Source organism: Pseudomonas sp. Eth.TT006 (genome assembly GCF_054456575.1).
This window is the reverse complement of record NZ_JBTJEN010000019.1, coordinates 18,075-43,008: the sequence shown is the minus strand read 5'-3', so window position 1 is coordinate 43,008 and position 24,934 is coordinate 18,075. Positions and strand designations below refer to the sequence as shown.

At 60.6% G+C, this 24,934-nt stretch carries 22 protein-coding genes; 11 read left to right on the top strand and 11 right to left on the bottom strand.

From position 1 onward, the window contains the following. Positions 1-9: 9 nt before the first annotated feature. The gene (gene mfd, locus ACXR0M_RS24145; RefSeq protein WP_458834166.1) at positions 10-3,459 is read right to left on the bottom strand and encodes a transcription-repair coupling factor; all 3,450 of its coding nucleotides are present in this window, start codon (positions 3,457-3,459) and stop codon (positions 10-12) included. A 354-nt stretch (positions 3,460-3,813) separates the two neighbouring features. Here mfd and ACXR0M_RS24140 point away from each other — a divergent pair, with 354 nt between their 5' ends. Next, a complete protein-coding gene (locus ACXR0M_RS24140; protein WP_458834165.1) occupies positions 3,814-5,277 on the top strand; it encodes a glyceraldehyde-3-phosphate dehydrogenase in 1,464 nt (487 codons plus the stop codon). 184 nt (positions 5,278-5,461) lie between these two features. Here ACXR0M_RS24140 and tcuC read toward each other — a convergent pair whose 3' ends face one another. Beyond that, positions 5,462-6,763, bottom strand: coding sequence for a tricarballylate/proton symporter TcuC (tcuC, locus tag ACXR0M_RS24135; RefSeq protein ID WP_458834164.1), 1,302 nt, complete (start codon positions 6,761-6,763; stop codon positions 5,462-5,464). A gap of 352 nt (positions 6,764-7,115) precedes the next feature. On the opposite strand from tcuC, the gene ACXR0M_RS24130 reads away from it, so the two are divergent. Further along, positions 7,116-8,132 carry an FAD:protein FMN transferase gene (locus ACXR0M_RS24130; RefSeq protein ID WP_458834163.1) on the top strand — a complete coding sequence of 339 codons (1,017 nt, stop codon included), beginning with the start codon at positions 7,116-7,118 and terminating at the stop codon, positions 8,130-8,132. A 197-nt stretch (positions 8,133-8,329) separates the two neighbouring features. Further along, positions 8,330-9,724 carry a Si-specific NAD(P)(+) transhydrogenase gene (sthA, locus tag ACXR0M_RS24125; protein ID WP_041068973.1) on the top strand — a complete coding sequence of 465 codons (1,395 nt, stop codon included), beginning with the start codon at positions 8,330-8,332 and terminating at the stop codon, positions 9,722-9,724. 42 nt (positions 9,725-9,766) lie between these two features. On the opposite strand, the gene ACXR0M_RS24120 is transcribed toward sthA, so the two are convergent. After that, on the bottom strand, positions 9,767-10,489 hold the full coding sequence (locus ACXR0M_RS24120; protein ID WP_458834162.1) for a glycerophosphodiester phosphodiesterase: 723 nt from the start codon (positions 10,487-10,489) through the stop codon (positions 9,767-9,769). 18 nt (positions 10,490-10,507) lie between these two features. Continuing rightward, positions 10,508-11,089, bottom strand: a complete 582-nt coding sequence (locus tag ACXR0M_RS24115; RefSeq protein ID WP_458834161.1) for a PilZ domain-containing protein — start codon at positions 11,087-11,089, stop codon at positions 10,508-10,510. Positions 11,090-11,183: 94 nt separating this feature from the next. On the opposite strand from ACXR0M_RS24115, the gene ACXR0M_RS24110 reads away from it, so the two are divergent. The 3 genes from ACXR0M_RS24110 to ACXR0M_RS24100 all read left to right on the top strand — a co-directional run bounded on the left by ACXR0M_RS24110 (position 11,184) and on the right by ACXR0M_RS24100 (position 14,433). Beyond that, entirely contained in the window at positions 11,184-12,434 is a 1,251-nt protein-coding gene (locus tag ACXR0M_RS24110; RefSeq protein ID WP_458834160.1) for a lipoprotein-releasing ABC transporter permease subunit, read from the top strand. 7 nt (positions 12,435-12,441) lie between these two features. Continuing rightward, positions 12,442-13,125 carry a lipoprotein-releasing ABC transporter ATP-binding protein LolD gene (gene lolD / locus ACXR0M_RS24105; protein WP_458834159.1) on the top strand — a complete coding sequence of 228 codons (684 nt, stop codon included), beginning with the start codon at positions 12,442-12,444 and terminating at the stop codon, positions 13,123-13,125. Positions 13,126-13,188: 63 nt separating this feature from the next. Further along, positions 13,189-14,433 (top strand): lipoprotein-releasing ABC transporter permease subunit, encoded by a 1,245-nt coding sequence (locus tag ACXR0M_RS24100; RefSeq protein ID WP_458834158.1) that lies wholly within the window; start codon positions 13,189-13,191, stop codon positions 14,431-14,433. Between the two features lie 114 nt (positions 14,434-14,547). Here the strand turns inward: ACXR0M_RS24100 and ACXR0M_RS24095 are convergent, their stop codons facing one another. Both ACXR0M_RS24095 and ACXR0M_RS24090 read right to left on the bottom strand, forming a co-directional pair. After that, entirely contained in the window at positions 14,548-15,906 is a 1,359-nt protein-coding gene (locus tag ACXR0M_RS24095) for a heavy metal sensor histidine kinase (RefSeq protein ID WP_458834157.1), read from the bottom strand. After that, positions 15,906-16,586, bottom strand: coding sequence for a heavy metal response regulator transcription factor (locus ACXR0M_RS24090; RefSeq protein WP_458834156.1), 681 nt, complete (start codon positions 16,584-16,586; stop codon positions 15,906-15,908). The genes ACXR0M_RS24095 and ACXR0M_RS24090 overlap by 1 nt, the downstream gene beginning before the upstream one ends. 165 nt (positions 16,587-16,751) lie before the next feature. Between ACXR0M_RS24090 and copI the strand changes: the two genes are divergently transcribed. After that, positions 16,752-17,285 carry a copper-resistant cuproprotein CopI gene (gene copI, locus ACXR0M_RS24085; protein ID WP_458834155.1) on the top strand — a complete coding sequence of 178 codons (534 nt, stop codon included), beginning with the start codon at positions 16,752-16,754 and terminating at the stop codon, positions 17,283-17,285. Between the two features lie 61 nt (positions 17,286-17,346). Continuing rightward, positions 17,347-18,177, top strand: a complete 831-nt coding sequence (gene queF, locus ACXR0M_RS24080) for an NADPH-dependent 7-cyano-7-deazaguanine reductase QueF (protein WP_458834154.1) — start codon at positions 17,347-17,349, stop codon at positions 18,175-18,177. A gap of 178 nt (positions 18,178-18,355) precedes the next feature. Here queF and ACXR0M_RS24075 read toward each other — a convergent pair whose 3' ends face one another. Continuing rightward, positions 18,356-18,619 (bottom strand): DUF4404 family protein, encoded by a 264-nt coding sequence (locus ACXR0M_RS24075; RefSeq protein ID WP_458834153.1) that lies wholly within the window; start codon positions 18,617-18,619, stop codon positions 18,356-18,358. 108 nt (positions 18,620-18,727) lie between these two features. Beyond that, positions 18,728-19,348 (bottom strand): HAD family phosphatase, encoded by a 621-nt coding sequence (locus tag ACXR0M_RS24070; protein ID WP_458834152.1) that lies wholly within the window; start codon positions 19,346-19,348, stop codon positions 18,728-18,730. 197 nt (positions 19,349-19,545) lie between these two features. Between ACXR0M_RS24070 and ACXR0M_RS24065 the strand changes: the two genes are divergently transcribed. Continuing rightward, entirely contained in the window at positions 19,546-20,235 is a 690-nt protein-coding gene (locus tag ACXR0M_RS24065; RefSeq protein WP_458834151.1) for an MlaA family lipoprotein, read from the top strand. A gap of 52 nt (positions 20,236-20,287) precedes the next feature. Here the strand turns inward: ACXR0M_RS24065 and ACXR0M_RS24060 are convergent, their stop codons facing one another. Beyond that, entirely contained in the window at positions 20,288-20,587 is a 300-nt protein-coding gene (locus tag ACXR0M_RS24060; protein ID WP_458834150.1) for a PilZ domain-containing protein, read from the bottom strand. Between the two features lie 274 nt (positions 20,588-20,861). Between ACXR0M_RS24060 and rssB the strand changes: the two genes are divergently transcribed. Together rssB and rssC are read left to right on the top strand one after the other, a co-directional pair. Next, positions 20,862-22,046 carry a two-component system response regulator RssB gene (rssB, locus tag ACXR0M_RS24055; RefSeq protein ID WP_083368392.1) on the top strand — a complete coding sequence of 395 codons (1,185 nt, stop codon included), beginning with the start codon at positions 20,862-20,864 and terminating at the stop codon, positions 22,044-22,046. After that, the gene (gene rssC, locus ACXR0M_RS24050) at positions 22,043-22,525 is read left to right on the top strand and encodes an anti-sigma factor antagonist RssC (RefSeq protein WP_003226553.1); all 483 of its coding nucleotides are present in this window, start codon (positions 22,043-22,045) and stop codon (positions 22,523-22,525) included. Before rssB ends, rssC begins: the two co-directional genes overlap by 4 nt. Positions 22,526-22,743: 218 nt before the next feature. On the opposite strand, the gene tal is transcribed toward rssC, so the two are convergent. Both tal and ACXR0M_RS24040 read right to left on the bottom strand, forming a co-directional pair. After that, positions 22,744-23,670: a transaldolase gene (tal, locus tag ACXR0M_RS24045; protein WP_458834149.1), complete on the bottom strand. Its 927-nt coding sequence runs from the start codon at positions 23,668-23,670 to the stop codon at positions 22,744-22,746. A gap of 206 nt (positions 23,671-23,876) precedes the next feature. Continuing rightward, on the bottom strand, positions 23,877-24,827 hold the full coding sequence (locus ACXR0M_RS24040; RefSeq protein WP_458834148.1) for a glycosyl hydrolase family 5: 951 nt from the start codon (positions 24,825-24,827) through the stop codon (positions 23,877-23,879). Positions 24,828-24,934: the final 107 nt, after the last annotated feature.

The window sequence follows — 24,934 nt, the reverse complement described above, 5'->3', positions numbered from 1 at the left end:
GGGCGTCCTTCAAACAGTTTTCGGGAGGAGGCGCTCGAACAGCGCCTCTACAGTATTAAAGCGCTCTTCCGGGCGTTCCATCGGCACCTGAAACTTGAACATCGTGGCGCCTTCGAATTTGTAGCGTTTGGGTTGAGTCTGGATCAGTTTGATCAAGGTCATCGGGTCGACCGGCGTCTGCGCTTCGAACTCGATGCGCCCACCTTGCGGGCCACCGTCGACTTTCTTGATGCCCAGCTGTTCAGCCTGCAACTTCAGCGCGGTGATACGCACCAGGTTCTTGGTCGGCTCCGGCAACAGGCCGAAACGGTCGATCATCTCGACCTGCAGATCCTTCAAGCCTTCCTCGTCGGTGGCCGAGGCGATGCGTTTGTACAGGATCAGCCGCGCATGCACATCCGGCAGATAGTCTTCCGGAATCAACGCTGGCACCCGCAAGTTGACCTCCGGGCCACCGCCTAGCGGCTGATCGAGGTTTGGCTGCTCGCCCTTGCGGATCGACTTCACCGCGCGCTCGAGCATTTCCATGTACAGCGTGAAGCCCACAGCCTGAATCTGTCCGCTCTGGCCGTCGCCGAGCAGTTCGCCGGCACCACGGATTTCCAGGTCGTTGGTCGCCAGCACGAAACCGGCGCCGAGATCCTGGGTGTTGGCGATCGCTTCCAGACGCTTTTCCGCATCCGACGTGATTTGCTGGCGCGGCGGCGTCAGCAGGTAGGCGTAAGCCTGGTGGTGGCTGCGGCCGACGCGCCCGCGCAACTGGTGCAGTTGCGCCAGACCGAACTTGTCAGCGCGCTCGATGATGATGGTGTTGGCGCTCGGCACGTCGATGCCGGTCTCGATGATGGTCGAGGCGATCAGCACGTTGAAGCGCTTGTGATAGAAGTCGCTCATCACCTGTTCGAGTTCGCGCTCACGCATCTGCCCGTGGCCGATGCCGATCCGTGCTTCCGGCACCAGTTCGGCGAGATCCGCGGCGCATTTCTCGATGGTCTTCACATCGTTGTGCAGGTAATACACCTGACCGCCGCGCAGCAGTTCACGCAGCAAGGCTTCTTTGACCGTGCTCTTGTTCTGCTCCATGACGAAGGTGCGCACCGACAGGCGCCGCGCCGGCGGCGTGGCGATGATCGACAGGTCGCGCATACCCGACACCGCCATGTTCAGCGTGCGCGGAATCGGCGTGGCGGTCAGGGTAAGAATGTCGACTTCGCTGCGCAGGGCCTTGAGCTGTTCCTTCTGACGGACACCGAAGCGGTGTTCTTCGTCGATGATCACCAGCCCGAGGTTTTTGATCTTCACGTCGTCGGACAGCAGCTTGTGCGTGCCGATAACGATGTCGATCTTGCCTTCGGCGAGATCGGCGATTGCCGCGTTGACTTCCTTGGCTGACTTGAAGCGGCTCATCACTTCCACGGTCACCGGCCAGTCGGCGAAGCGGTCGCGGAAGCTGTTGTAATGCTGCTGGGCGAGCAGGGTGGTCGGCACCAGAATCGCCACCTGACGACCGCCGTGCACAGCGATGAACGCTGCGCGCATCGCCACTTCGGTCTTGCCGAAACCAACGTCGCCGCAGACCAGACGGTCCATCGGTTTCGGCGCGAGCATGTCTTCGCGCACGGCTTCGATGGTCGCTTGCTGATCCGGGGTTTCTTCGAACGGGAAACCGGCGCTGAACGTGGCGTAATCGGCTTTCGGATCGGCGAACGCATAGCCTTCGCGAGCGGCGCGACGGGCATAGATGTCGAGCAGTTCGGCGGCGACGTCGCGCACCTGTTCGGCGGCCTTGCGCTTGGCTTTCTGCCAGGTCTCGGAGCCGAGGCGGTGCAGCGGCGCCAGGGAGTCATCGCTGCCGGTGTAGCGCGCGATCAGGTGCAGGTTGGCCACCGGCACGTAGAGCTTGGCGTTCTCGGAGTATTCCAGGGTGAGGAATTCGGCCGCCTGATTGTCGATTTCCAGAATCGTCAGGCCCAGATACCGCCCGACCCCGTGATCGATGTGCACCACCGGCGCGCCTTCGCGCAGCTCGGTGAGGTTCTTGATCACTGCATCATTGTTGGCGTCGGCGCGTTTTTCGCGGCGACGACGCTGCATGACCCGTTGCCCGAACAGTGGACTCTCGGCCACCAGCGCCAGCGCCGGCTCGTCGAGGAGCAGGCCTTCGTCGAGCGGGGCAATGGTGATCGCCAGACGGTCCTTGCTGCTGACGAAGTCCGGCCAGCTGTCGACGGTTTTCGGCCGCAGTTTCAGGCGTTCCAGCAGCTCCAGCAGGACTTCGCGCCGGCCTGCGGATTCGGCGGTGAACAACACGCGCCCGGGGAATTCGTCGAGAAATGCCGACAGCGCGGCCAACGGTTGCGTGGCCTTGGCTTCGATCGCCAGATTCGGCAGCGCCTGAGCCGGGAAGCGTTCACGGCCAGCGCCGCTTTCCACGTCCTGCTGGCTGGCGACTACTCGCGGCCAGCTCTTGAGCCGGGCGAAGCAGTCTTCCACCGGCAGGAACAGTTCCGCAGGCGGCAATAAAGGACGCGAAGGATCGACGCGGCGCTCTTCGTAGCGATTGCGCACGTCGTTCCAGAAATTTTCCGCCGCCTGCTCGATGCCCGGCAGCGAGAACACCTGGGTGTCCTGCGGCAGGTAATCGAACAGGGTCGAGGTTTCGTCGAAGAACAGTGGCAGGTAGTACTCGATGCCGGCCGGGGTAATCCCGCTGCTCAGGTCCTGAAAGATCGGGCAGCGTCGGAAGTCGACGTCGAAACGCTCGCGGAAGCGCGCCTTGAAGCGCGTGACCGCGTCTTTCTGCAGCGGAAACTCCCGCGCCGGCAGCAACTTGACCGAATCGACCTTGTCGATGGAGCGCTGGTTTTCCGGATCGAAGGTGCGCAGGGTTTCGATTTCGTCGTCGAACAGGTCGATCCGGTATGGCAGCTTGCTGCCCATCGGGAACAGGTCGATCAGCGCCCCGCGCACGGTGAACTCGCCGTGCTCGTAGACCGTGTCGACGTAACGATAGCCGCTGGCTTCAAGTCGCGAGCGCATCTGCTCGACGTCGAGCTTTTGTCCGACATCCAGTACCAGACTGCTGCCGAGCAGGAACTTGGTCGGCGCCAGACGGTGCAGGGCCGTGGTGATTGGCACCACCAGCACGCCGTGTGCCAGTTCCGGCAGGCGGTACAGGCTGGCGATGCGCTGGGAAATGATGTCCTGGTGCGGCGAGAACAGGTCGTAGGGCAGGGTTTCCCAGTCGGGGAAATGCAGTACGGGCAAATCCGGGGCGAAGAAACTCAGCTCCTGTTCCAGCCGTTCGGCACTCTGGCTGTCGGCGGTCAGTAGCAGGGTGAAGCGCTTGGCAGCGCTGGCAGCCTCGGCAATCGCGAGACTCAGAGCAGCACCGGGCAGATTGCCCCAATGCTGTTTACCTGCCGCAGCAGGGAGAAGCGGTAGACGCAGAACGGGCACGGAAGGTTGAGCTCCAGGCTTTGCGACAAAGTCGGTAATTGTAGCGGCGTCCGGTGCCGGCTGTCAGTTGCAGACTGCGTCTATCTTCATGGTTTGCGCGAAATGTAGTGGTAACCATAAAAACGAGCACTTTTTTAGGGGTTATGTAGTGCCGAAATCGACTGGTGTTACGGAGGGTTACAGACATCGTCTAACAGTCGTCGAAAAATTGACTGCGCTGCAAGCCCCGGTTTTACTGGGCTGGCGCGGGGCGTAATTTTTTTGAACGGCAATTTGTTACCGATTGCGCGACAAGCGCGCATTGCTACAAGAGGTTCTCGGCGGCATAATGTAGCCCCTTTTTTCTGCCCCTACATGTGGAAGGTTCCCGTGACTCAGAAGCCCGACCAGTGTCTTGGTGAATGGATCGACCGTGAAGCACTCGCAGAAGCGATGATTCCGCTTATCGGTCAGCTCTACCGCAACAACAACGTGGTGAGCTCGATCTATGGCCGCAGCCTGATCAACCAGTCTGTCATCGCGATTCTCAAAGCTCACCGCTTTGCTCGCCATCGTTCTTCCGACGATAGCGAACTCTCCGTCCACGAAACATTCCCACTGCTCAAAGCCATGAGCGAGCTCAAGCTCGGCGCGGCTTCGGTAGACCTGGGCAAGTTGGCGTTCAAATTCCGCAATGAAGGCAACGGCCGCAGCGCCGAGCAGTTCGTGCGTGAAGAAATGGCTGACGTGGTTGGCCAGCAAAACGCTGCGGCCCGCAAAGGCACTGACGTCGTGCTGTACGGCTTCGGTCGTATCGGCCGTCTGCTGGCGCGCATCCTGATCGAGAAAACCGGTGGTGGCGACGGTCTGCGTCTGCGTGCCATCGTCGTGCGCAAAGGCGCCGAAAACGACCTGACCAAACGCGCCAGCCTGCTGCGTCGCGATTCGGTCCATGGTTCGTTCAACGGCACCATTACCATCGACGAAGAAAACAACACCATCACCGCCAACGGCAACCTGATCCAGGTGATCTACGCGAAGAACCCGACCGAGGTGGATTACACCCAGTACGGGATCAAAGACGCGCTGCTGGTGGACAACACCGGTGTATGGCGTGACGCCGATGGCCTGGGCCAGCACCTGCAATGCCCGGGTGTGTCGCGCGTGGTTCTGACCGCGCCTGGCAAAGGCAAGCTGAAGAACATCGTTCACGGTATCAACCACAACGAAATCACCGCTGACGACAAGATCGTGTCCGCCGCTTCCTGCACCACCAACGCCATCGTGCCGGTGCTGAAGGCTGTGAATGACAAGTTCGGCATCATCAACGGTCACGTCGAAACCGTTCACTCGTACACCAACGACCAGAACCTGATCGACAACTTCCACAAGGGCGATCGTCGTGGCCGTTCCGCCGCGCTGAACATGGTGATCACCGAGACCGGTGCTGCCACCGCTGCTGCCAAGGCCCTGCCTGAGCTGGCCGGCAAGCTGACCGGTAACGCGATCCGCGTTCCGACGCCAAACGTGTCGATGGCCATTCTCAACCTGAACCTTGAGAAAGCCGCCACCCGTGAAGAGATGAACGAGTACCTGCGCTACATGGCGCTGCACTCGGATCTGCACAAGCAAATCGACTTCGTCAACTCGCAGGAAGTGGTGTCCACTGACTTCGTGGGTTCGCGTCACGCCGGTGTGGTCGACGCTGAAGCGACCATCGTTCAGGACAACCGCGTTGTTCTGTACGTCTGGTACGACAACGAGTTCGGCTACAGCTGCCAGGTGGTACGCGTGATGGAAGACATGGCCGGTGTAAACCCGCCAGCGTTCCCGCGCTAAGCAGTTGCTGTAAATGAAAACGCCCCGACTTTGGTCGGGGCGTTTTTGTTTGTGGGGCTGATAAATCTTTATTGCCTGTGTTGGCCTCATCGCTGGCAAGCCAGCTCCCACAGGTCCTTGGGCGGTTGCGCAATTGCGTTCCACCCGAAACCCTTGTGGGAGCTGGCTTGCCAGCGATGGCGTCCTAGCGGGCGCCGCCGACGATCGAGGCTTGCGCCGTACGCAACTCATGCTTGTTGCCACGGAACAACACCAGCGTCGCAATCAACCCCAGCACCGCCGCACCACTGAGCCAGATCCCCGGTGCCGCCTTGTTATCCAGCACATGGATCAGATAAGTACAGGCCGCTGGCGTGAAACCACCGAAGGTTGCCGTCGCCAGGCTATACGCCAGCGAGAACCCGGTCGTCCGTACTTCCACCGGCATGATTTCGGTCAGTGCTACGACCATCGCGCCGTTGTACGAGCCGTAGAGGAACGACAACCACAGCTCGACGAGCAGCAGATGACTGAAGCTTGGATTCGCCACCAGCCACGACAGCGCCGGGTAGGCGGTGAGAATTGCCAGAATGGTCGCCGCGAGCAGTAGGGGTTTGCGCCCGATCTTGTCGGAAACCGCGCCCATCACCGGCAGCCAGAAGAAGTTCGACAAGCCGATGCACACCGTTACCAGCAGCGCGTCGAAATCCGACAGATGCAGTTCAGCCTTGCCGAAGGTCGGGGTGTAGGCGGTGATCAGGTAGAAGGAGACGGTAGTCATCACCACCAGCGCCATGCCGGCGATGACGATGCCAAAGTTCTGACCGATCGAGCGGACAATTTCCTGCAGGGTAGGGCGATGTTTGCGCGCCTGGAATTCCGGGGTTTCTTCCAGCGAACGACGAATGATGAAAATCGCCGGAACGATCATGCAACCGATCAGGAACGGCACGCGCCAGCCCCAGTCACCCATTTGCTCCGGGCTCAGCCAATGGTTGAGGCCAACCCCGAGCAAACCGGCAAACACCACCGCCGCTTGCTGGCTGGCGGACTGCCAGCTGACAAAGAAGCCCTTGCGGCCCGGCGTGGCGATTTCCGCCAGATACACCGAGACGCCACCGAGTTCAACGCCGGCCGAGAAGCCTTGCAGCAAACGGCCGAACAGCACGATCAGCGGCGCAGCGACACCTAGGGTGGCATAGCCGGGCACGCAGGCGATCAGGATCGTACCGGCGGCCATCAGCGCCAGGGTAATGATCAGCCCTTGGCGACGACCATGTCGGTCAATGTAGGCACCGAGGAAAATCGCCCCCAGCGGACGCATCAGGAAGCCGGCACCGAAGGTCGCCAGGGAAAGCATCAGGGAAGCGAAGGCGCTGTCGGCCGGGAAAAAGGTTTTGGCGATGGCCGTGGCATAGAAGCCATAGACCATAAAGTCGAACATCTCGAGAAAATTGCCGCTGACAACGCGAAAAATCGCTTTGCCTTTGCCCGTGGTGGAGGACATTGGTTTGTACTCTCTGTTGGCTGTCTTATTGGAAATCCCTGATCTAGACACGTCCTCGCCGTCACGCGGCAACTCAGGCAGTACCCGTGAACAGTTTTGTAACCATATGTGTATAAAGATCGTTAGGCAACTGCTGGTTGGGCGCGGCTTAAACGATATAGCCATTACCAAGGCCAGCATGGCGCTATCAAACGAATGAAAACCCCTGTAGGAGCTGCGGAACGCTGCGATCTTTTGATCCTGGTTTAAAGACCAGCATAAAAAGATCGCAGCGTTCCGCAGCTCCTACAGGTCTGGCGCATAATGCTCAGCCTTTGCGGTGTCGGATGATTCGTTGTGGGGAGTAGGGGATTTGTCTAAAAGGTGGCTGATTGGCCTTGTGCTGCTGGTGAGCGCCTTGTCCGGCTGCGGAAACGGCGACTCCCTGGAAAGCTTCGGCGGCCCGACCATGGGCAGCACCTATTCGATCAAGTACGTGCGCCACGCCGGCCTTCCGGAAGCTGCGCAGGTCCGGTTCGAGGTGGAAAAGATCCTCAACGACATCGACCGGCAGATGTCGACTTATCGCAGCGACTCCGACATCGAACGCTTCAATGCCTCGCCCGCGAACAGCTGTCAGAGCATGCCGGCCGCCGTGCTTGAACTGGTCCGCGTCGGCGAACAACTGTCAGCGCAAAGCGAAGGCTCCTACGACCTGACCGTCGAGCCGCTGATGAACCTGTGGGGCTTCGGCCCACAGGGCCGGGAAGAGAAAGTCCCCAACCCGGCCGCGCTGGCCGAAGCCCGACAGCGGGTCGGCTACCGCCACTTGCATATCGATGGCGACCGCTTGTGCAAAGACGCGGCGGTCGAAGTCGACTTCAACAGCATCGCTGCCGGTTACGCCGTCGACACCATCGCCGCGCGGCTTGAAGCCATGGCCATCCACGATTACCTCGCCGAAGCCACGGGCGAACTCAAGGCCAAGGGCACGAAGCCCGATGGCTCGGCCTGGCGCATCGCACTGGAGGAGCCGCGCGACGATCAGCAGGTGGCCGAGCGCGTCATTGATGTCGAAGGTTTCGGTGTTTCCACATCGGGTGATTATCGCAATTATTTCCTGCAGGACGGTCGGCGCTATTCCCACACCTTCGATGCGCGAAGCGGCGCGCCGGTCCTACACAACCTGGCGTCAGTCACGGTGATTCATCCTTCAGCGTTGATGGCCGATGGACTATCGACGCTGTTGCTGATTCTCGGTCCTGAAAGGGCCTGGGACTATGCCGAAAAACATCAGATTGGTGCATTCTTCGTGATTCGTGCCGATACAGGTTTCGTCATCCGCACCAGTTCGGCTTTCGAGCGCCTGCATGGCGCAAAAGTTGACTGAAAACAGTACGAAAGCTGGCGTTGTAGTGCAGGCAAAAGTAGCCTACGACGCGACCAAGGGTTAATGTGCGCGGCGTTGACGCTTCTATAGACTGTGTCCGGGTTTTTTACTGGCCCCCAATTGTTCCTTCGCGCCGCGATTCGGCGTGATTTAGCCGCCGGTGCTGCTGGCATCGCGGCCTGTTCTGAGGAGTACGCATGGCTGTCTACAACTACGACGTGGTGGTATTGGGTTCCGGCCCGGCGGGAGAAGGTGCGGCAATGAACGCCGCCAAGGCAGGGCGCAAGGTGGCGATGGTCGACAGCCGTCGCCAGGTCGGCGGTAACTGCACCCACCTGGGTACCATCCCGTCCAAGGCCTTGCGTCACTCGGTGCGGCAGATCATGCAGTTCAACACCAACCCGATGTTCCGGGCGATCGGCGAGCCGCGCTGGTTCTCCTTCCCGGACGTGTTGAAAAGCGCCGAGAAAGTCATTTCCAAACAAGTCGCTTCGCGTACCGGCTACTACGCCCGTAACCGCGTCGACGTGTTCATCGGCACCGGCAGCTTCGCCGACGAACAGACCATCGAAGTGGTCTGCGCCAACGGTGTGGTCGAGAAGCTGGTGGCCAAGCACATCATCATCGCCACCGGTTCGCGCCCGTATCGCCCGGCGGACATCGATTTCAATCACCCGCGCATCTACGATAGCGACACCATCCTCAGCCTCGGCCACACCCCGCGCAAACTGATCGTTTACGGCGCTGGCGTGATCGGTTGCGAATACGCTTCGATCTTCAGCGGTCTGGGGGTGCTGGTCGAGCTGGTGGACAACCGCGGGCAGTTGCTGAGTTTCCTCGACTCGGAAATTTCCCAGGCGTTGAGCTACCACTTCAGCAACAACAACATCACCGTGCGCCACAACGAGGATTACGATCGCGTTGAAGGCGTCGACAACGGCGTGATCCTGCACCTGAAATCCGGCAAGAAGATCAAGGCCGACGCCTTGCTCTGGTGCAACGGCCGGACCGGGAACACCGACCAGTTGGGTCTGGAAAACATCGGGGTCAAGGTCAACAGCCGTGGCCAGATCGAAGTCGACGAGGCCTATCGCACCTGCGTGCCGAACATCTACGGCGCCGGTGACGTGATCGGCTGGCCGAGCCTGGCCAGTGCCGCCCATGACCAGGGTCGTTCGGCGGCCGGCAGCATTGTCGATAACGGTAGCTGGCGCTTCGTCAATGACGTGCCAACCGGCATCTATACCATTCCGGAGATCAGCTCGATCGGCAAGAACGAGCAGGAACTGACCCAGGCCAAGGTGCCGTACGAAGTGGGCAAGGCGTTCTTCAAGAGCATGGCGCGTGCGCAGATCGCCGGCGAGCCGCAAGGCATGCTGAAGATCCTGTTCCACCGTGAAACCCTGGAAGTGCTGGGCGTTCACTGCTTCGGTTATCAGGCGTCGGAGATCGTGCACATCGGTCAGGCGATCATGAACCAGCCGGGTGAACTGAACACCCTGAAGTACTTCGTCAACACCACGTTCAACTACCCGACCATGGCCGAAGCCTATCGGGTAGCGGCGTACGACGGCCTCAACCGGCTTTTTTGACGGGCTCCGGCCGGTGGCCTGAGCCGGCCGGGGAGACCGATTTCAGCAATTCTCAAGGGTGGCAGTGGCCAAACCGGGAAAGTCTGTAATCAGGCTGTCAACGCCGAAGTCGGCGAGTCTGCGCATCAGCGCAGGCTCGTTGACGGTCCACACCGACACATGCAGCCCCTGACGCTGCGCCTTCTGCAGGCGTTCCGGCGTACACAGCGTCCAGTTCAACGCGAGAATCTCACAGCCATAGCTGGCCGCCACCTTCAACGGGTCGAGCCAGGCGTATTCGGCTACCAGTCCCCGTGACACGTCCGGCACCAGATCCAGCGCTGCCTTCAGCACTTCCCGCGAACTCGACGTGATGGTGATCTTGTCCAGCAAACCATGGCGCTGAGCCATTTCGCGAATCGCCAGCACGGTGGTCGCCGCGCGGGTGCGTGAGGCACTTTTGACTTCCAGTTGCCAGTGCTCGAAATCACATTTCTCGAACAACTCTTCCAGCGTCGGAATCGGGCACGGCTTGATCCAGCCCGGGCCGCCCTTGCGCGCGTCGTAGGTCACCAGTTCGGCAGCGGTGTGCTCGACCACCTTGCCGCGCCGCTCGGTGGTGCGCTTGAGGGTCGGGTCGTGGATCACCATCAGCTCGCCGTCCTTGGACAGGTGCAGATCCAGTTCGCAACGGCGCACGCCGTGCTTGAGACATTCCTGAAAGCTGGTCAGGGTGTTTTCCGGTGCTTCGCCCTTGGCGCCGCGGTGGCCGTAGATGAGGGTCACGGTGCTTCCTTACTTGAATTAAATGCCGGATTCGTTCTGTTCGCGGGCCAGGCGTCGTTCCTGGGCCTGCTTCTGCAAGATATAACGGGCGAGCAACTGGCGCTGGGCGTCGGTCAAGTGTTCGAACTCGGTGCCGACGTCGTAGCCGTCGCCCTTGCGGTCGCAATGGGTGACGCGGGCGCGCAGCAGCAGGCCGAGCGCCTGGGGCATCAGCACCAGTTTGACCGACAGGTGCGCGCCGCTGGCAATCGGGGTCGGGTGCTGAAAGTCGATCCCGCCTTCGGAGATGATCACCGGTTGCGGCTCGCCGATGTGGCCGAGCACGGTCAGGGCGACCACCTGGCTGAGCAGGTCGATGCGCTTGTTCTGCGATTTGAGGAACGCGGCAATGGCGCGGTCGCGCTCGCTGATCTGGCGCAGCAGGTGCTGCGACTCGAATTCGCTCAGGTGCAATTCGCTGAGCAGATTGAACAATGGGGAAGCGTCCTGCAACACTTCCTGGCCTGCGGCTTCGGGAGCGGACAGGGGCCGAATTTCCAGTGCGATCATGTCCTCGATACGGTAGTATTCGCGGCGATCTTCTTCATCTAATGTCGACATGGCGAACCCATGGTAGCGGCGGTGGTCTGAGTGTAAAGCTGGTTATCGACCCCCGCCACAAGGACGTTCCTTTTCCCTCCGAACAAGCCCCGACATGTTCAGACCTCTCTTCGTATTTATCGGCACGCGTTATACCCGTGCAAAACGTCGCAATCATTTTGTGTCATTCATTTCCCTGACTTCGATGATCGGGCTCGCCCTCGGCGTGATCGTGATGATCGTGGTGCTCTCAGTGATGAACGGCTTCGATCATGAGATGCGCACCCGCGTGCTCGGCATGGTGCCTCACGCGACTATTGAATCCGGCGAACCGATCAACGATTGGCAAAGCCTGGCCGCCAAGGTCAAACGCAACCCGGAGGTGACGGCGGTTGCGCCGTTCACCCAGATGCAGGGTTTGCTGACCAACAACGGTCAGGTGTCCAAGGTGTTGCTCAACGCCATCGACCCTGCGCTCGAGCGCAATGTGTCGATCATCGACAACTTCATGAAGCAGGGCAAACTCGACGACCTGACGCCGGGCAGCTTCGGCATCGTCATCGGCGACAAGGCCGCGACCAAGCTTGGCGTGGGCCTCGGTGACAAGGTCACCTTCGTCGCGCCGGAAGTCAGCGTGACCCCGGCCGGGATGTTCCCGCGCATGAAGCGCTTCACCGTGGTCGGCATTTTCCACGTCGGTGCCGGTGAGCTGGACGGCTATCTGGGTGTCACCAACCTGCAGGATCTGGCGAAGATGCACCGCTGGAAACCCGATCAGGTGCAGGGCATCCGGATGAAGTTCGATGATCTGTTCCAGGCGCCGCGCGTGGCCTGGACCATCGCCCAGCAGCTTGGCGAAGACCATTACTACGCTCGCGACTGGACCCGCACCCACGGCAATCTGTATCAGGCGATCCGCATGGAGAAAGCCATGATCGGCCTGCTGTTGCTGCTGATCGTCGCGGTGGCCGCATTCAACATCATTTCCACGCTGGTGATGGTGGTCAACGACAAGAAGGGCGATATCGCCATTCTGCGCACCCTCGGCGCCACGCCGGGGACGATCATGCGTACGTTCATGGTGCAAGGCACGGTGATCGGCGTGGTTGGCACCGCCATTGGCGCCGTGGTCGGGATTTTCGCCGCGCTCAATGTCAGCGCCGCGATTTCCGCGCTGGAAGGCCTGATCGGCCACAAATTCCTTAATGCTGACGTGTATTTCATTGATTATCTTCCGTCGCAGGTGCAGAGCCAGGACGTGGTCATGGTCTGCGCGGCGGCGTTGGTTCTGAGTTTCCTCGCCACCCTGTATCCCGCCTGGCGTGCCGCGCGCACCCAGCCGGCGGAGGCGCTACGTTATGAGTGAGTCGGGCATGAGTGATAAAGCAATCTTGAGCTGCCGCAACCTGGGCAAATCCTACGAGGAAGGCCCGGAGTCGGTGCAAGTGCTGGCCGGTCTGCAACTGGAGTTGCGCCCGGGCGAGCGCGTGGCCATCGTCGGCAAATCCGGTTCGGGCAAAAGTACCTTGCTCAACCTGCTGGGCGGTCTCGACACGCCGACCGAGGGCAGTGTCTGGCTTGATGGCGAAGAGCTGTCGGCCCTGAGCGAGAAGAAGCGTGGCCTGCTGCGTAACCGTGCCCTCGGCTTCGTTTACCAGTTCCACCACTTGTTGCCGGAATTCACCGCGCTGGAAAACGTCTGCATGCCGCTGCTGATCGGCAAGACTGCGATCCCCGAAGCGCGTCAGCGTGCTACGGCGTTGCTCGAACGCGTCGGCCTCGGGCATCGTCTGGAGCACAAACCGGCCGAGTTGTCCGGTGGTGAACGTCAGCGCGTCGCCATCGCCCGGGCGCTGGTGAACAATCCCGGCCTGGTGATGCTCGACGAGCCGACCGGCAACCTCGATTCGCACACCGCCGAAGGCATTCAGGATCTGATGCTGGAACTCAGCACCTCGATGCGCACGGCGTTTCTGGTGGTGACTCACGACATGAACCTGGCCCGCCAGATGGACCGCGTACTGCAGCTGCAGGAAGGCTGCCTGACCCCTATCTGACCGCCCGAAACCCGGTGTCTGTAAAGGCATCGGGTCTTTTATTCTTATACGGTGCCCCAGCGAATGTTCAGACCGTTATCGATCTTTATCGGCACGCGCTATACCCGCGCCAAGCGCCGCAATCGCTTTGTTTCGTTTATCTCGATGACCTCGATGATCGGCCTCGCCCTCGGCGTACTGGCGATGATCGTGGTGCTGTCGGTGATGAACGGCTTCCAGCGCGAGATGAGCTCGCGCATCCTCGGCATGGTGCCGCACGCGACCATCGTTGGCGTCAAGCCGATCGATGACTGGCAACCGGTGGCCGCCGCTGCGCTGAAGAACCCTGAAGTGACCGCCGCCGTGCCGTTCACCGAGATGGAAGGCATGCTCTCCTACAAGGGCTTGATGCAGCCGATCCAGATCAGCGGCGTCGACCCGGCGCAGGAAGGCAAGGTGTCGATCGTCGCCCAGCACATCGTGCAGGGCCGTCTCGATGACCTGAAACCGGGCGAGTTCGGCGTGGTGATCGGTGAAATCACCGCGCGCCGCTTCCGCCTCAACGTCGGCGACAAGATCACCCTGATCGTGCCGGAAGTCAGCACTGCGCCGGGCGGCATCACCCCGCGCATGCAGCGCCTGAACGTGGTCGGTGTGTTCAAGGTCGGTGCCGAACTGGACGGTTCCATGGGCCTGATCCACGTCGCCGACGCCGCCACCATGCAGCACTGGCAGCCGAATCAGGTGCAAAGCGTGCGTCTGGCGGTGAAGGACCTGTACGCCGCGCCGAAAGTCTCTTCGGACATCGCCGCCGGTTTGGGCGCCGGGTTCAAGGCGGACGATTGGACCCACACCCAGGGCAGCCTGTTCAGCGCGATGAAAATGGAAAAAACCATGATCGGCCTGCTGTTGCTGATGATCGTCGCGGTGGCGGCGTTCAACATCATCGCCACGCTGATCATGGTGGTGAACGACAAAGGCGCGGACATCGCGATTCTGCGGACCATCGGCGCCACGCCACGGCAGATCATGGCGATCTTCATGGTGCAGGGCACGGTGATCGGGATTGTCGGGACGATTATTGGTGGCGTCCTCGGCGTGATTGCCGCGCTGAACGTCAGCGAAATGGTCGGCTGGGTCGAGCGGGTCACCGGGCAACACATCTTCAGCTCCGACGTGTATTTCGTCAGTAACCTGCCTTCGGAATTGCAGGGCGGGGATGTGCTGTTGATCTGTTCGGCGGGCTTTATCCTGAGCTTCCTGGCGACGGTGTATCCGGCGTTGCGGGCGGCGAAGATCGAGCCGGCTCACGCTCTGAGATATTCGTAAGCTCTGAAATCGCCATCGCGGGCAAGCCCGCTCCCACAGGGTTTTGTGTCGTTCACACAAACCTGGCTCAACTCAATACCTGTGGGAGCGGGCTTGCTCGCGAAGAGGCCGGTACTACTGGCCTTCAATTCCCTTGGGCAACTCAATCACAAACCGCGTCCAGCCCCGCTGCGATTCGCAATGAATCTGCCCACCATGGGCGCGGACGATCGATTGCGTGATCGCCAACCCCAACCCCGCATGCTCACTGCTACCTTCCTGCCGCGCCGGATCCGCCCGATAAAAGCGATCGAACAGCCTCGGCAACAGCTCGGCTGAAATCCCCTCACCACTGTTCTCAACCGAGACCTGCACAGCCTGCGGCTGATCGACGATGGACAACCGCACGCAGCCCTCAGCCGGGGTGAAGCGCAACGCGTTATCCAGCAGATTCGACAAGGCCCGCCGCAGCATGCCGCGGTCGCCCTCGATGCGCGCCTGGCCTTCACGGATCAGGGTCACCCCGGCGTCTTCCGCCAGCGGTGCGAAAAACTCCAGCAACACGTCCGCCTCATCCGCCAGCTCCAACGCTTCACGTCTGGGTATCAACAAACCATGGTCGGCCTTGGCCAGGTACAGCATGTCGTTGACCAGTTGCGCCATCCATTGCAGCTCTTCGAGGTTGCTGTGCAGGGCCTCGCGATAGTCTTCAAGCGGACGTGGCCGGGTGAGGGTGACCTGGGTGTGGGTCAGCAGGTTCGACAGCGGCGTGCGCAGTTCATGGGCGATGTCGGCCGAGAACGCCGACAGCCGTTGAAACGAGTCGTCGAGGCGTCCGAGCATGGCGTTGAAGCTGTGGGCCATTTCCGCAAGCTCAGGCGGCATTTGCGCTTCCGGCAGTCGGGCGTTGAGCGAATGAGCGGAAATCCCACGGGCGACCGCGCTCATGCGCCGCAACGGGCGCAAGCCACTGCGCGCGGCCCAGGCACCGAACAGCGCGGTGGCCAGCGCCGAGAGGCCGACGGTCAGCCAGATCAGATGCTGCATGCGCTGCAGAAAGTGCTGGTGGTGGGTGATGTCGAGCAGCAGCGTGAGTTGCGGCGAGTCGGTTTTGCCGGGGTAGAGCGGGGCGTTGAGCACGCGGTAGTCGGTGCCGTCATGACTGACGGTGGACAGGCCGGGCTGTTGCGGCAAGTCCGCTGGCACTTTGATTGAGCTGTCATACCAGCGCTGACCGTCGGCACCGCTGATGCGCAGCGAAAGATCGGCCTGCCGGCTCAGCTCATCGGCCAGCCGCGCTGCACTTTCGCTGGCCTGAACATCCTGCAAGGCGCGGCGCAAACCGATCAGCTTGCCGTCGAGCAATTGCTGGTCGAGTTCGATGAAGTGCGCTTCGCTGGCGCGGCTGAACAGCACCCCGGCAAGCAATGAGACCACGGCGGTGCAGGCGGCGAACAACAAGGCCAGACGCGAACTCAGCGACAGACGACGCATCAGACCGACCGCTCTTCAAGCACGTAACCCATGCCGCGCACGGTATGGATCAGTTTGTTGGGGAACTCGTCGTCGATCTTCAGGCGCAAGCGGCGGATCGCCACTTCGATCACGTTGGTGTCGCTGTCGAAGTTCATGTCCCACACCTGCGAGGCTATCAGTGATTTCGGCAGCACTTCACCCTGGCGGCGCAGGAGCATTTCCAGCAGGGCGAATTCCTTGGCGGTCAGGTCGATGCGCTGGCCGCCGCGTTCAACCCGGCGGCGAATCAGGTCCAGACGCAAATCCGCCAGTTGCAGACTGGTTTCCTGCGGCAGCGCGCTGCCCCGGCGCAGCAGGCTGCGCACCCGGGCCAGCAGTTCGGAGAAGGCGAACGGTTTCACCAGATAGTCGTCGGCGCCGAGTTCGAGGCCGTGCACCCGATCCTCCACAGCGTCCTTGGCGGTGAGAAACAGTACCGGGGTGTCGAGGCCGGCGCTGCGCACCGCGTGCAGGATCTGCCAGCCACTGCGCCCGGGCAACATTACGTCGAGGATCAGCAGCGCATAATCACCACTCAACGCCGATTGCTGGCCGCTGTCGCCGTCGGCCACCAGTTCGGTGTTGAACCCGGCCTCGGTCAGGCCCTGGCGCAGGTAGTGGCCGGTTTTCGGTTGGTCTTCGACGATCAGCAGTTTCATGGGCGACTCGGGATGATCCAGGGTTGAGAAACGCAAGCTTTATACCGTGAGGGCGGGCGACAGGCGTCAAGCTGACAAAGTTGTAATCTGCCTGTCAGGTCGCTGCCAGCGCAGGCGGGCTAGAGTTTCCCACAGGCTGAACCTTATTTTTGTTGGAGTATGACGATGTTTTTACGCAACCCTCTGGCCGTCGCTGTCTGCTTGCTGGCGCTGAGTTTACCTGTCTGGGCCGGCCCCGCGACGACTTACGACTTCGGTCAGCCGGCAGCGGCGGCCAGGGCCAGCCGCAGCATCGAAGTGGTGCTGAACGACATGTCTTTCGATCCTAAGACGATTCAGGTCAAGGCCGGTGAGACCATTCGCTTTGTGCTGGTGAATAAAGGCCAGTTGCTGCATGAATTCAACCTTGGTGACGCGGCGATGCATGCCAGACACCAGCAGGAAATGTTGCAGATGCAGCAAAGCGGCATGCTCACGCCTACCGGCATGAAGGAAATGTCCCACGACATGGCGGGAATGGATCACGCGGCTATGGGCCATGGCATGCAGCACGACGACCCGAACAGCGTGCTGGTCGAGCCGGGCAAGAGCGCCGAGCTGACATGGACCTTCAGCAAGGCCACCAGTCTGGAATTTGCCTGCAATATTCCCGGGCATTACCAGGCCGGCATGGTCGGCAAACTGACGGTCAGTCAGTAAGCACTCAAAGGCGCGCGCAAAGGCTGATAGAATCCGCTGATTCTTCAGTCAGGTTTCCGCCATGCATCCCGCAGCCGAACATTCGCCGCTGGGCAAGTCCAGCGAATATATCGCCACGTACACGCCGTCCCTGTTGTTCCCGATCCCGCGCACTGCGAAATGGGCCGAACTGGGCCTGACCGCCGATACCCTGCCGTACAAGGGTGTGGATTTCTGGAACTGCTTCGAGCTGTCGTGGCTGCTGCCGTCGGGCAAACCGGTGGTGGCGATCGGTGAATTCAGCATTCCGGCCGATTCGCCGAACATCATCGAGTCGAAGTCGTTTAAGCTGTACCTGAACTCGCTGAATCAGACGCCGTTTGCCGACATCGCCAGCCTGGAAGCGACGCTGGTCAAGGATCTGTCCGCCGCAGCCGGCAAGCCAGTGGGCGTGCGCGTTCGCAGCCTGCAAGAGGTTGAAGCCGAAGGCGTCGTGGCGCTGCCGGGCGTATGCATCGACGATCTGGATATCAGTGTCAGCAACTATGAGCATCCGCGCCCGGAACTGCTGCGTTGTGATGATTCGAAGATTGTCGAAGAGAGCGTGCACAGCCATCTGCTCAAGTCCAACTGCCCGGTGACCAGTCAGCCGGACTGGGGCAGCGTGGTGGTGGAATATCGCGGGGCGGCGCTGGACCACGCGAGCCTGCTCGAATACATCGTCAGCTTCCGCCAGCACTCGGACTTCCACGAACAGTGCGTGGAGCGGATTTTCCTGGATCTGCAGCGCCTGCTGAAACCGGAGAAGCTGACGGTGTTTGCGCGTTATGTGCGGCGTGGCGGGCTGGACATCAACCCGTATCGCAGCACTGAAGCGGTGCAACTGCCGAACCAGCGTCTGGTCCGCCAGTAAATACCCACTGTAGGAGTGAGCCTGCTCGCGATCGCGGATTGACATTCAACATGGATGTTGACTGAAGCACCGCCATCGCGAGCAGGCTCACTCCTACAAGGGATCGCGTTTGCAAATCGTGGACATGAAAAAGCCCTGCCATCACTGGCAGGGCTTTTTGCATTTGGAGGAGGGCGGGTCAGATACCCATGCTGCCCAGCGCATTGACGATATTGCGCAGGGTGCCGGCAATGGCCGGGTGTTCGACTTCGAAGCGTTCGACCGCCAGGTTCACCCCGTCGGCGATGCTGGCGTCCTGCGTGGCGGCCTCCAGTTGGATTTCGCTTTCAATCTGCGCCATCAGTGCATGCAGATCGTCACGCTCGGCTTCGGACAGCGGCGGATTGTGCTCCAGTTGCTCGCGCAGGGTGTCGAGTTGTTTTTGCAGTTCTTGGGCGGGCATGGTGGATTCCTTTTATCGATAGGCACTGGCATTGACCGCAGCCGCGCGCCAAAGGTCGGTGACTGACCTTTAGATTAATCCACTCTGCCGCAACCTGCATGATCCCGGTCAGGGCTTTTCGCCTTTGAGGCGGCGCAGGTTGATGTCGGCGAGGCAGGTGTCGAGTTCGCCCAGATGATCGATCACCGAGTGCACGCCCAGCGCATACAACTGCAGGGTGGCCTTGGCGCGGCGCTGTTCGCGCTCCTTTTGGCTCAGAGCCTGCCACTCGGCCGGCGACATCCCGCACAGCGAACCGCAGGACGCCAGGCCAATGGTCCACAGCCCGGCGTTGAGACCCGATTGCAGTAGTCGCGGCTCGCCGCTAACCAATACGCAACCGTCCAAACGGCTGACGTCCAGTTCCATCAGCGCTTGCCAGCAGGCATTCGGCGCCGGCCATGGATGGATAGTCGGGAAATATTGCGTCGGCTTGATCCACCCCGGCAGCGCGGCGGACAGCGGTTGGGCGAGGGCAGGGGGTAATTCATCGACCCAGGCACAGGGAGTCTGCTGGCGCTGCAGACTGAGCAGACTGTCGAGGGCGCCGGGGGTGGCATCGGCGTGTTCGGGCAGGACGCTGGCGTGGCGATGGGCATGAGCACCGAAATCCACCAGGCAACCACTGAGTCCGAACAGCACGGCGGTCAGGCCGGGGGCGGCGACAGGCAAGGCTTCGGCGTGGGTCATGGCTACGTCCCTGAAATAGGCTTGAGGCTAGGGGACGCGGGTGACAGTTGGATGACAGGCGTGTGAAGGGCGCCGAGGAAACGTCGTGCAGCACTCTTCACGGGTGGACTGCCCAAAATGGCTTTTGCGCTTATACTAGCGGTCTTAACGCCTGGGCCGACGGTGCCCGCGCCAGTAAACATCCAAGGAGCCTTTCTATGCGCTGGAGCAACCCTCTCGCTCAGCTATGTGTATGTGCCAGCGTCTTGCTGGTTCCGTTCGCCGCCAACGCCGCAACGGAAGAAGACCCTTGGGAAAGCGTCAACCGCCCGATCTTCCAGTTCAACGACTTCGTCGACACCTACGCGCTCAAGCCGCTGGCCCAGGGTTATGAGTACGTGACGCCGCAATTCGTCGAAGACGGCATCCACAACATGTTCCGCAACGTCGGTGACGTGACCAACCTGGCGAACAACATCCTGCAGGCCAAGCCGCACGCCGCCGGTGTCGACACCGCGCGCATTATTTTCAACACCACCTTCGGCCTGCTGGGCTTCTTAGACGTCGGCACCAAAATGGGCCTGACTCGCAGTGACGAAGACTTCGGCCAGACCCTCGCCTATTGGGGCGTCAGCAGCGGCCCGTACGTGATGCTGCCATTGCTTGGCCCAAGCACCCTGCGTGATGCGCCGTCGAAATACGTCGACAGCTACACCGGCCCGTACCGCTACATCAATGACGTGCCAGTGCGTAACTCGGTGTTCGGCCTGAACATCGTCGACACCCGCGCCAGCCTGTTGTCGAGCGAGAAGCTGATCAGCGGCGACAAGTACACCTTCATCCGCAATGCCTATCTGCAGAACCGCGAGTTCAAGGTCAAGGATGGTCAAGTCGAAGACGATTTTTAATCTCGACCGGTAAAAAGAAAGGCGACCTCAGGGGCGCCTTTTTTGTATGTAGCTATTTCATCTTCAGAATGGTGAGGCCGAGTTTCTGGCTGCCGTCATCCTGTGATCTGACCCAGACCACTTCAGTCTCGGCTTCGAGGCCGCTGAGCGCCGCATGCTCGGAGTCGATGCGTACGCTCAAATGGTCGCCGACCGCGAAGGGCTGCGGCGCCTGGACCTGCATGCCGCTGCTGGAAAGGTCGATACATACCCCCGACACCTGGTCTCCTTCATGAATCAACACGACATCGGCATCGACCCGCATCCGGATGAAATCGCGCTTTTCGCTGTAGTCCCGACCGGTTTGACTCATGGCTTTGACCTTCCATTGGGTTACGGTTTGAGCTGTTCTTATAACTCTCGGTGATTTGACAAGTAAAGTCGTCAAGCGACCATCGGCGCATGCTTGAAACGCCCCGCGGATGGGAGTACCGTCTGCGCCTTAGAAGGGCACCTCTGGTGCAGTCGCGTTCCGGGCCGATGCTCGAAAGCGGTGCAACAGAGAGGCTAGAAAGCGAATCCAGTAGTCTGAGCCGGGCCGATGCCCCGCCTGCTACGCCAACCTAATTCTGGCGCCGTTTGCCCACATGCCAAAAACCAGTGCCACGCTGCTGATAATCGATGATGACGAAGTAGTGCGCGCGAGCCTCGCGGCCTATTTGGAAGACAGTGGTTTCAGCGTCCTGCAGGCCAGTAACGGTCAGCAAGGTCTTCAGGTATTCGAGCAAGACAAGCCCGACTTGGTCATCTGCGATCTGCGCATGCCGCAGATGGGCGGTCTCGAACTTATCCGCCAGGTCACCGAGCGCTCACCGCAAACACCTATGATCGTGGTTTCGGGTGCCGGCGTGATGAACGACGCGGTCGAGGCGCTGCGCCTGGGCGCGGCGGATTACCTGATCAAGCCTCTCGAAGACCTCGCCGTGCTCGAGCACTCCGTGCGCCGTGCACTGGATCGTGCGCGCCTGCTGCTGGAAAACCAGCGCTACCGCGAGAAGCTGGAGAAGGCCAACCGCGAGCTCGAAGCCAGCCTGAACCTGCTCCAGGAAGACCAGAACGCCGGTCGCCAGGTGCAGATGAACATGCTGCCGGAAAGCCCGTGGCGTGTGGACGAGTTCCAGTTTGCCCACCAGATCATTCCGTCGTTGTACCTGTCGGGTGATTTTGTCGACTATTTCCGTGTCGACGAGCGCCGGGTGGCGTTCTATCTCGCGGATGTATCGGGCCATGGCGCTTCTTCGGCGTTCGTCACCGTGCTGCTGAAGTTCATGACCACGCGCTTGCTGTTCGAATCCAAGCGCAACGGCACCTTGCCGGAATTCAAGCCTTCGGAAGTCCTTGGTCATATCAACCGGGGGCTGATCAGTTGTAAGCTGGGCAAACACGTCACAATGGTCGGTGGAGTCATCGACGAGGAGACCGGTTTGTTGACCTATAGCATCGGCGGCCATCTGCCGTTGCCTGTGTTGTACACGCCTGACAGTGTGCGTTACCTCGAAGGCCGTGGTTTGCCGGTGGGGCTTTTCAACGAGGCAACCTACGAAGATCACGTACTTGAGCTGCCTCCGACGTTCAGCCTGACGCTGATGTCCGACGGCATTCTGGACCTTTTGCCAGAACCGACGCTCAAAGAAAAAGAAGCTGCTTTGCCCCAGCGGGTGAAGTCAGCGGGCGGCAGCCTGGATGGCCTGCGGCAAGTGTTTGGATTGGCCACGCTAGGGGAGATGCCGGATGATATCGCCCTGTTGGTGTTGAGCAGGAACCTTCAATGAGTACCGGTAGAATCCAGTTCGCCGAGCAGGACGGCACCTTCGTCCTGAAGTTCGTCGGTGAAGTTCGCCTGACCCTGTGTTCGGCGTTGGATGCGACTATTGAGAAAATCTTCACCGCGTTGAATTTCAACGCGATCGTGATCGATTTGACCGAAACCCGTAGCATCGACAGCACCACCCTGGGCCTGCTGGCCAAACTGTCGATCCTGTCGCGGCAGAAGGTCGGCCTGCTGCCGACCGTCGTCACCACCCACGAAGACATCACCCGTCTGTTGCAGTCGATGGGCTTCGAGCAGGTATTCAACATCGTCAATCACCCGGTGCCGTGCCCCGAGTGCCTGGACGACCTGCCGGATCAGGACCAGTCCGAAGAAGTAGTGCGGATCAAGGTGCTGGAAGCGCACAAGATTCTCATGGGCCTTAACGACTCCAATCGTGAAGCCTTTCATGACCTGGTGAATGCCCTCGAACGGCATTGATCCTCAGTTGGGTGAGGGAGCCTGTTCCGGCCCCTTCGCGAGCAAGCCCGCTCCCACAGTGATCGAGTGAACCTGAAGGTCTCTGTTCCACACAAACCCCTGTGGGAGCGGGCTTGCCCGCGAAGGCGTCAGCATCGGACGATGCATTTTCCAGCACTGCATAAATAAAAAGGGCGAACCCAACCGGGTTCGCCCTTTTTGCATGCCTGCGATTCAGATCACAGCTTGGCCTGCAGCAGTGCTTCGAGTTTTTCCTGGTCACGGGCAAACTGACGGATGCCCTCGGCCAGTTTCTCGGTGGCCATCGCGTCTTCGTTGGACAACCAGCGGAACTGCGCTTCGTTCAGGCTCAGACGCGCTTCCCCAGCCTGGCCCGGGGCGAGTTTGCGCTCCAGTTTGCCGGTGTCGGCTGCCAGTTTGTCGATCAGGTCCGGGCTGATGGTCAGACGGTCGCAACCGGCCAGTTGCTCGATCTGGTTCAGGTTACGGAAGCTGGCGCCCATGACCACGGTCTTGTAGTCATTGGCTTTGTAGTAGTTGTAGATGCGGGTCACCGACTGTACGCCCGGATCATCGGCGCCGGTGTAGTCGTTGCCGTTGGCCTTTTTGTACCAGTCGTAGATGCGGCCCACGAACGGCGAGATCAGGAACACCCCGGCGTCAGCGCAAGCGGCAGCCTGGGCGAAGGAGAACAACAGGGTCAGGTTGGTCTGGATGCCTTCTTTCTCGAGAATCTCGGCAGCGCGGATGCCTTCCCAGGTCGAAGCGATCTTGATCAGCACGCGGTCACGGCTGATGCCGGCCTTGTCGTACAGCTCGATCAGGCGGTGCGCGCGCTTTAGCACGGCATCCTGGTCGAACGACAGGCGTGCATCCACTTCGGTGGAGATGCGGCCCGGGATCACTTTGAGGATTTCCTTACCCACGGCGACGCCGAAAAGGTCGCTGGCCAGGCCGACATCGCCCTTGCAGTCGCTGACGCACTGGTTCAGCAGGTCGGCGTAACCGGCAATCGCCGACGCTTTGAGCAGCAGGGAAGGATTGGTGGTGGCATCAACCGGTTTGACCCGGTTGATCGCGTCGAAGTCGCCGGTGTCGGCAACCACGGTGGTGAACTGTTTGAGTTGTTCCAGCTTGGAAGTCATGGGTGTGCTCTGTCCTGTGGGTTTGACGACATTACCCGAGCGCTGACAGCCACTCAAGGGCATCAGGCGTCACGGGTTCCCCGGGGGCAACAACCTGAGTGCGGCTGTTTGAAGGGAGGGGCGCGGTATCGATGAATACGATGCCAAAATCGGCCGCAGGTTCAAAGCAACTGACGGCCAGCGCCCCTTGAATAGAGGGTAGGAGGTTATTGCTGGCTGAGTTGGGTTTTGACTGCGGTTTCCGCCGGTTTCGTCTGCCCGTCGGAGGTCAGCAGGCCGAAGTTCTTCTCGCGGTCGTTGCTGCCGGTGTCGCTGTTTTTCCATTCATAGATCGATGTCAGCGCAACGTTGCGGGTTTTGATATCGGCGACAAACGCACTGATCTTGCTGGCCTGCCCCTCCAGACCGCCGTTGGAGGCGAGCGCCGAGATGCCCCATTCGCTGATCACCCCCGGCAGATGGAAATTCTGCTGGATGAACGTCTGGGCAGTGCTGATCTGCGTACCGCTCATGCCGTAGGGATGGTAGGAGATCGCCTTGAGGCAGTTCGGGTAGTCACTGACGATGCGATTAAGCGCCACGGTGGAGGCCGAGCCAGCGGTAGGTGGCCGGGCGAAGCCGAAACCGATCACCGGCACGCTGGGCGGTTTGTCCTGCAGTGTTTTGCACGCCGCGCTCATGAACGGCACGAACGTCGTGTCGAAGTTGCCGGTGGGCCAGTAGGTGCCGAGGTCCGGCTCATTCCACAACTCGATCGCCACCAGTTGCGAGCCATAGGTCGTTGCCAGGCTGTTCAGCGCATTGGCATATGCGACCCCGGCGTTCGGCAGGTCATTGGCCGGTAACGGTCTGGTTGCGCGCAGGGTCATCAAAACCGGCAGCCCGGCGCTGCGGGCCACGGCGAAAGCGGCGCTGATCTGCTTCTGGTAGGCGGCGCTGGGCAGGCTGTCGGTCCATACGCCAAAACGTACGAAGCCGAAGCCGGTGGCCTTGACTCGCTCGGCGTCAGCGGCGGAGAAGGTCTGCACCTTGACCTGCACCCCGATGGTTTTATCGGCAGGTAAAGCCGGGAACAGTTCATTGGCCTGGGTCTGGCTGGTTGCCGCCAGCAGTAACAGGGTCATGGCGCTCAGGTGTTTGAGATGGGCTGATTTCATGTCGGTTTCTCCGGGTGAGAAGTGACAACGGCGAAAGATATCTCGAGATAACTGTTTCGAAACTAACAAGGGCACTAAGTGCATCAATGTTATTTTTTGTCAGGAAA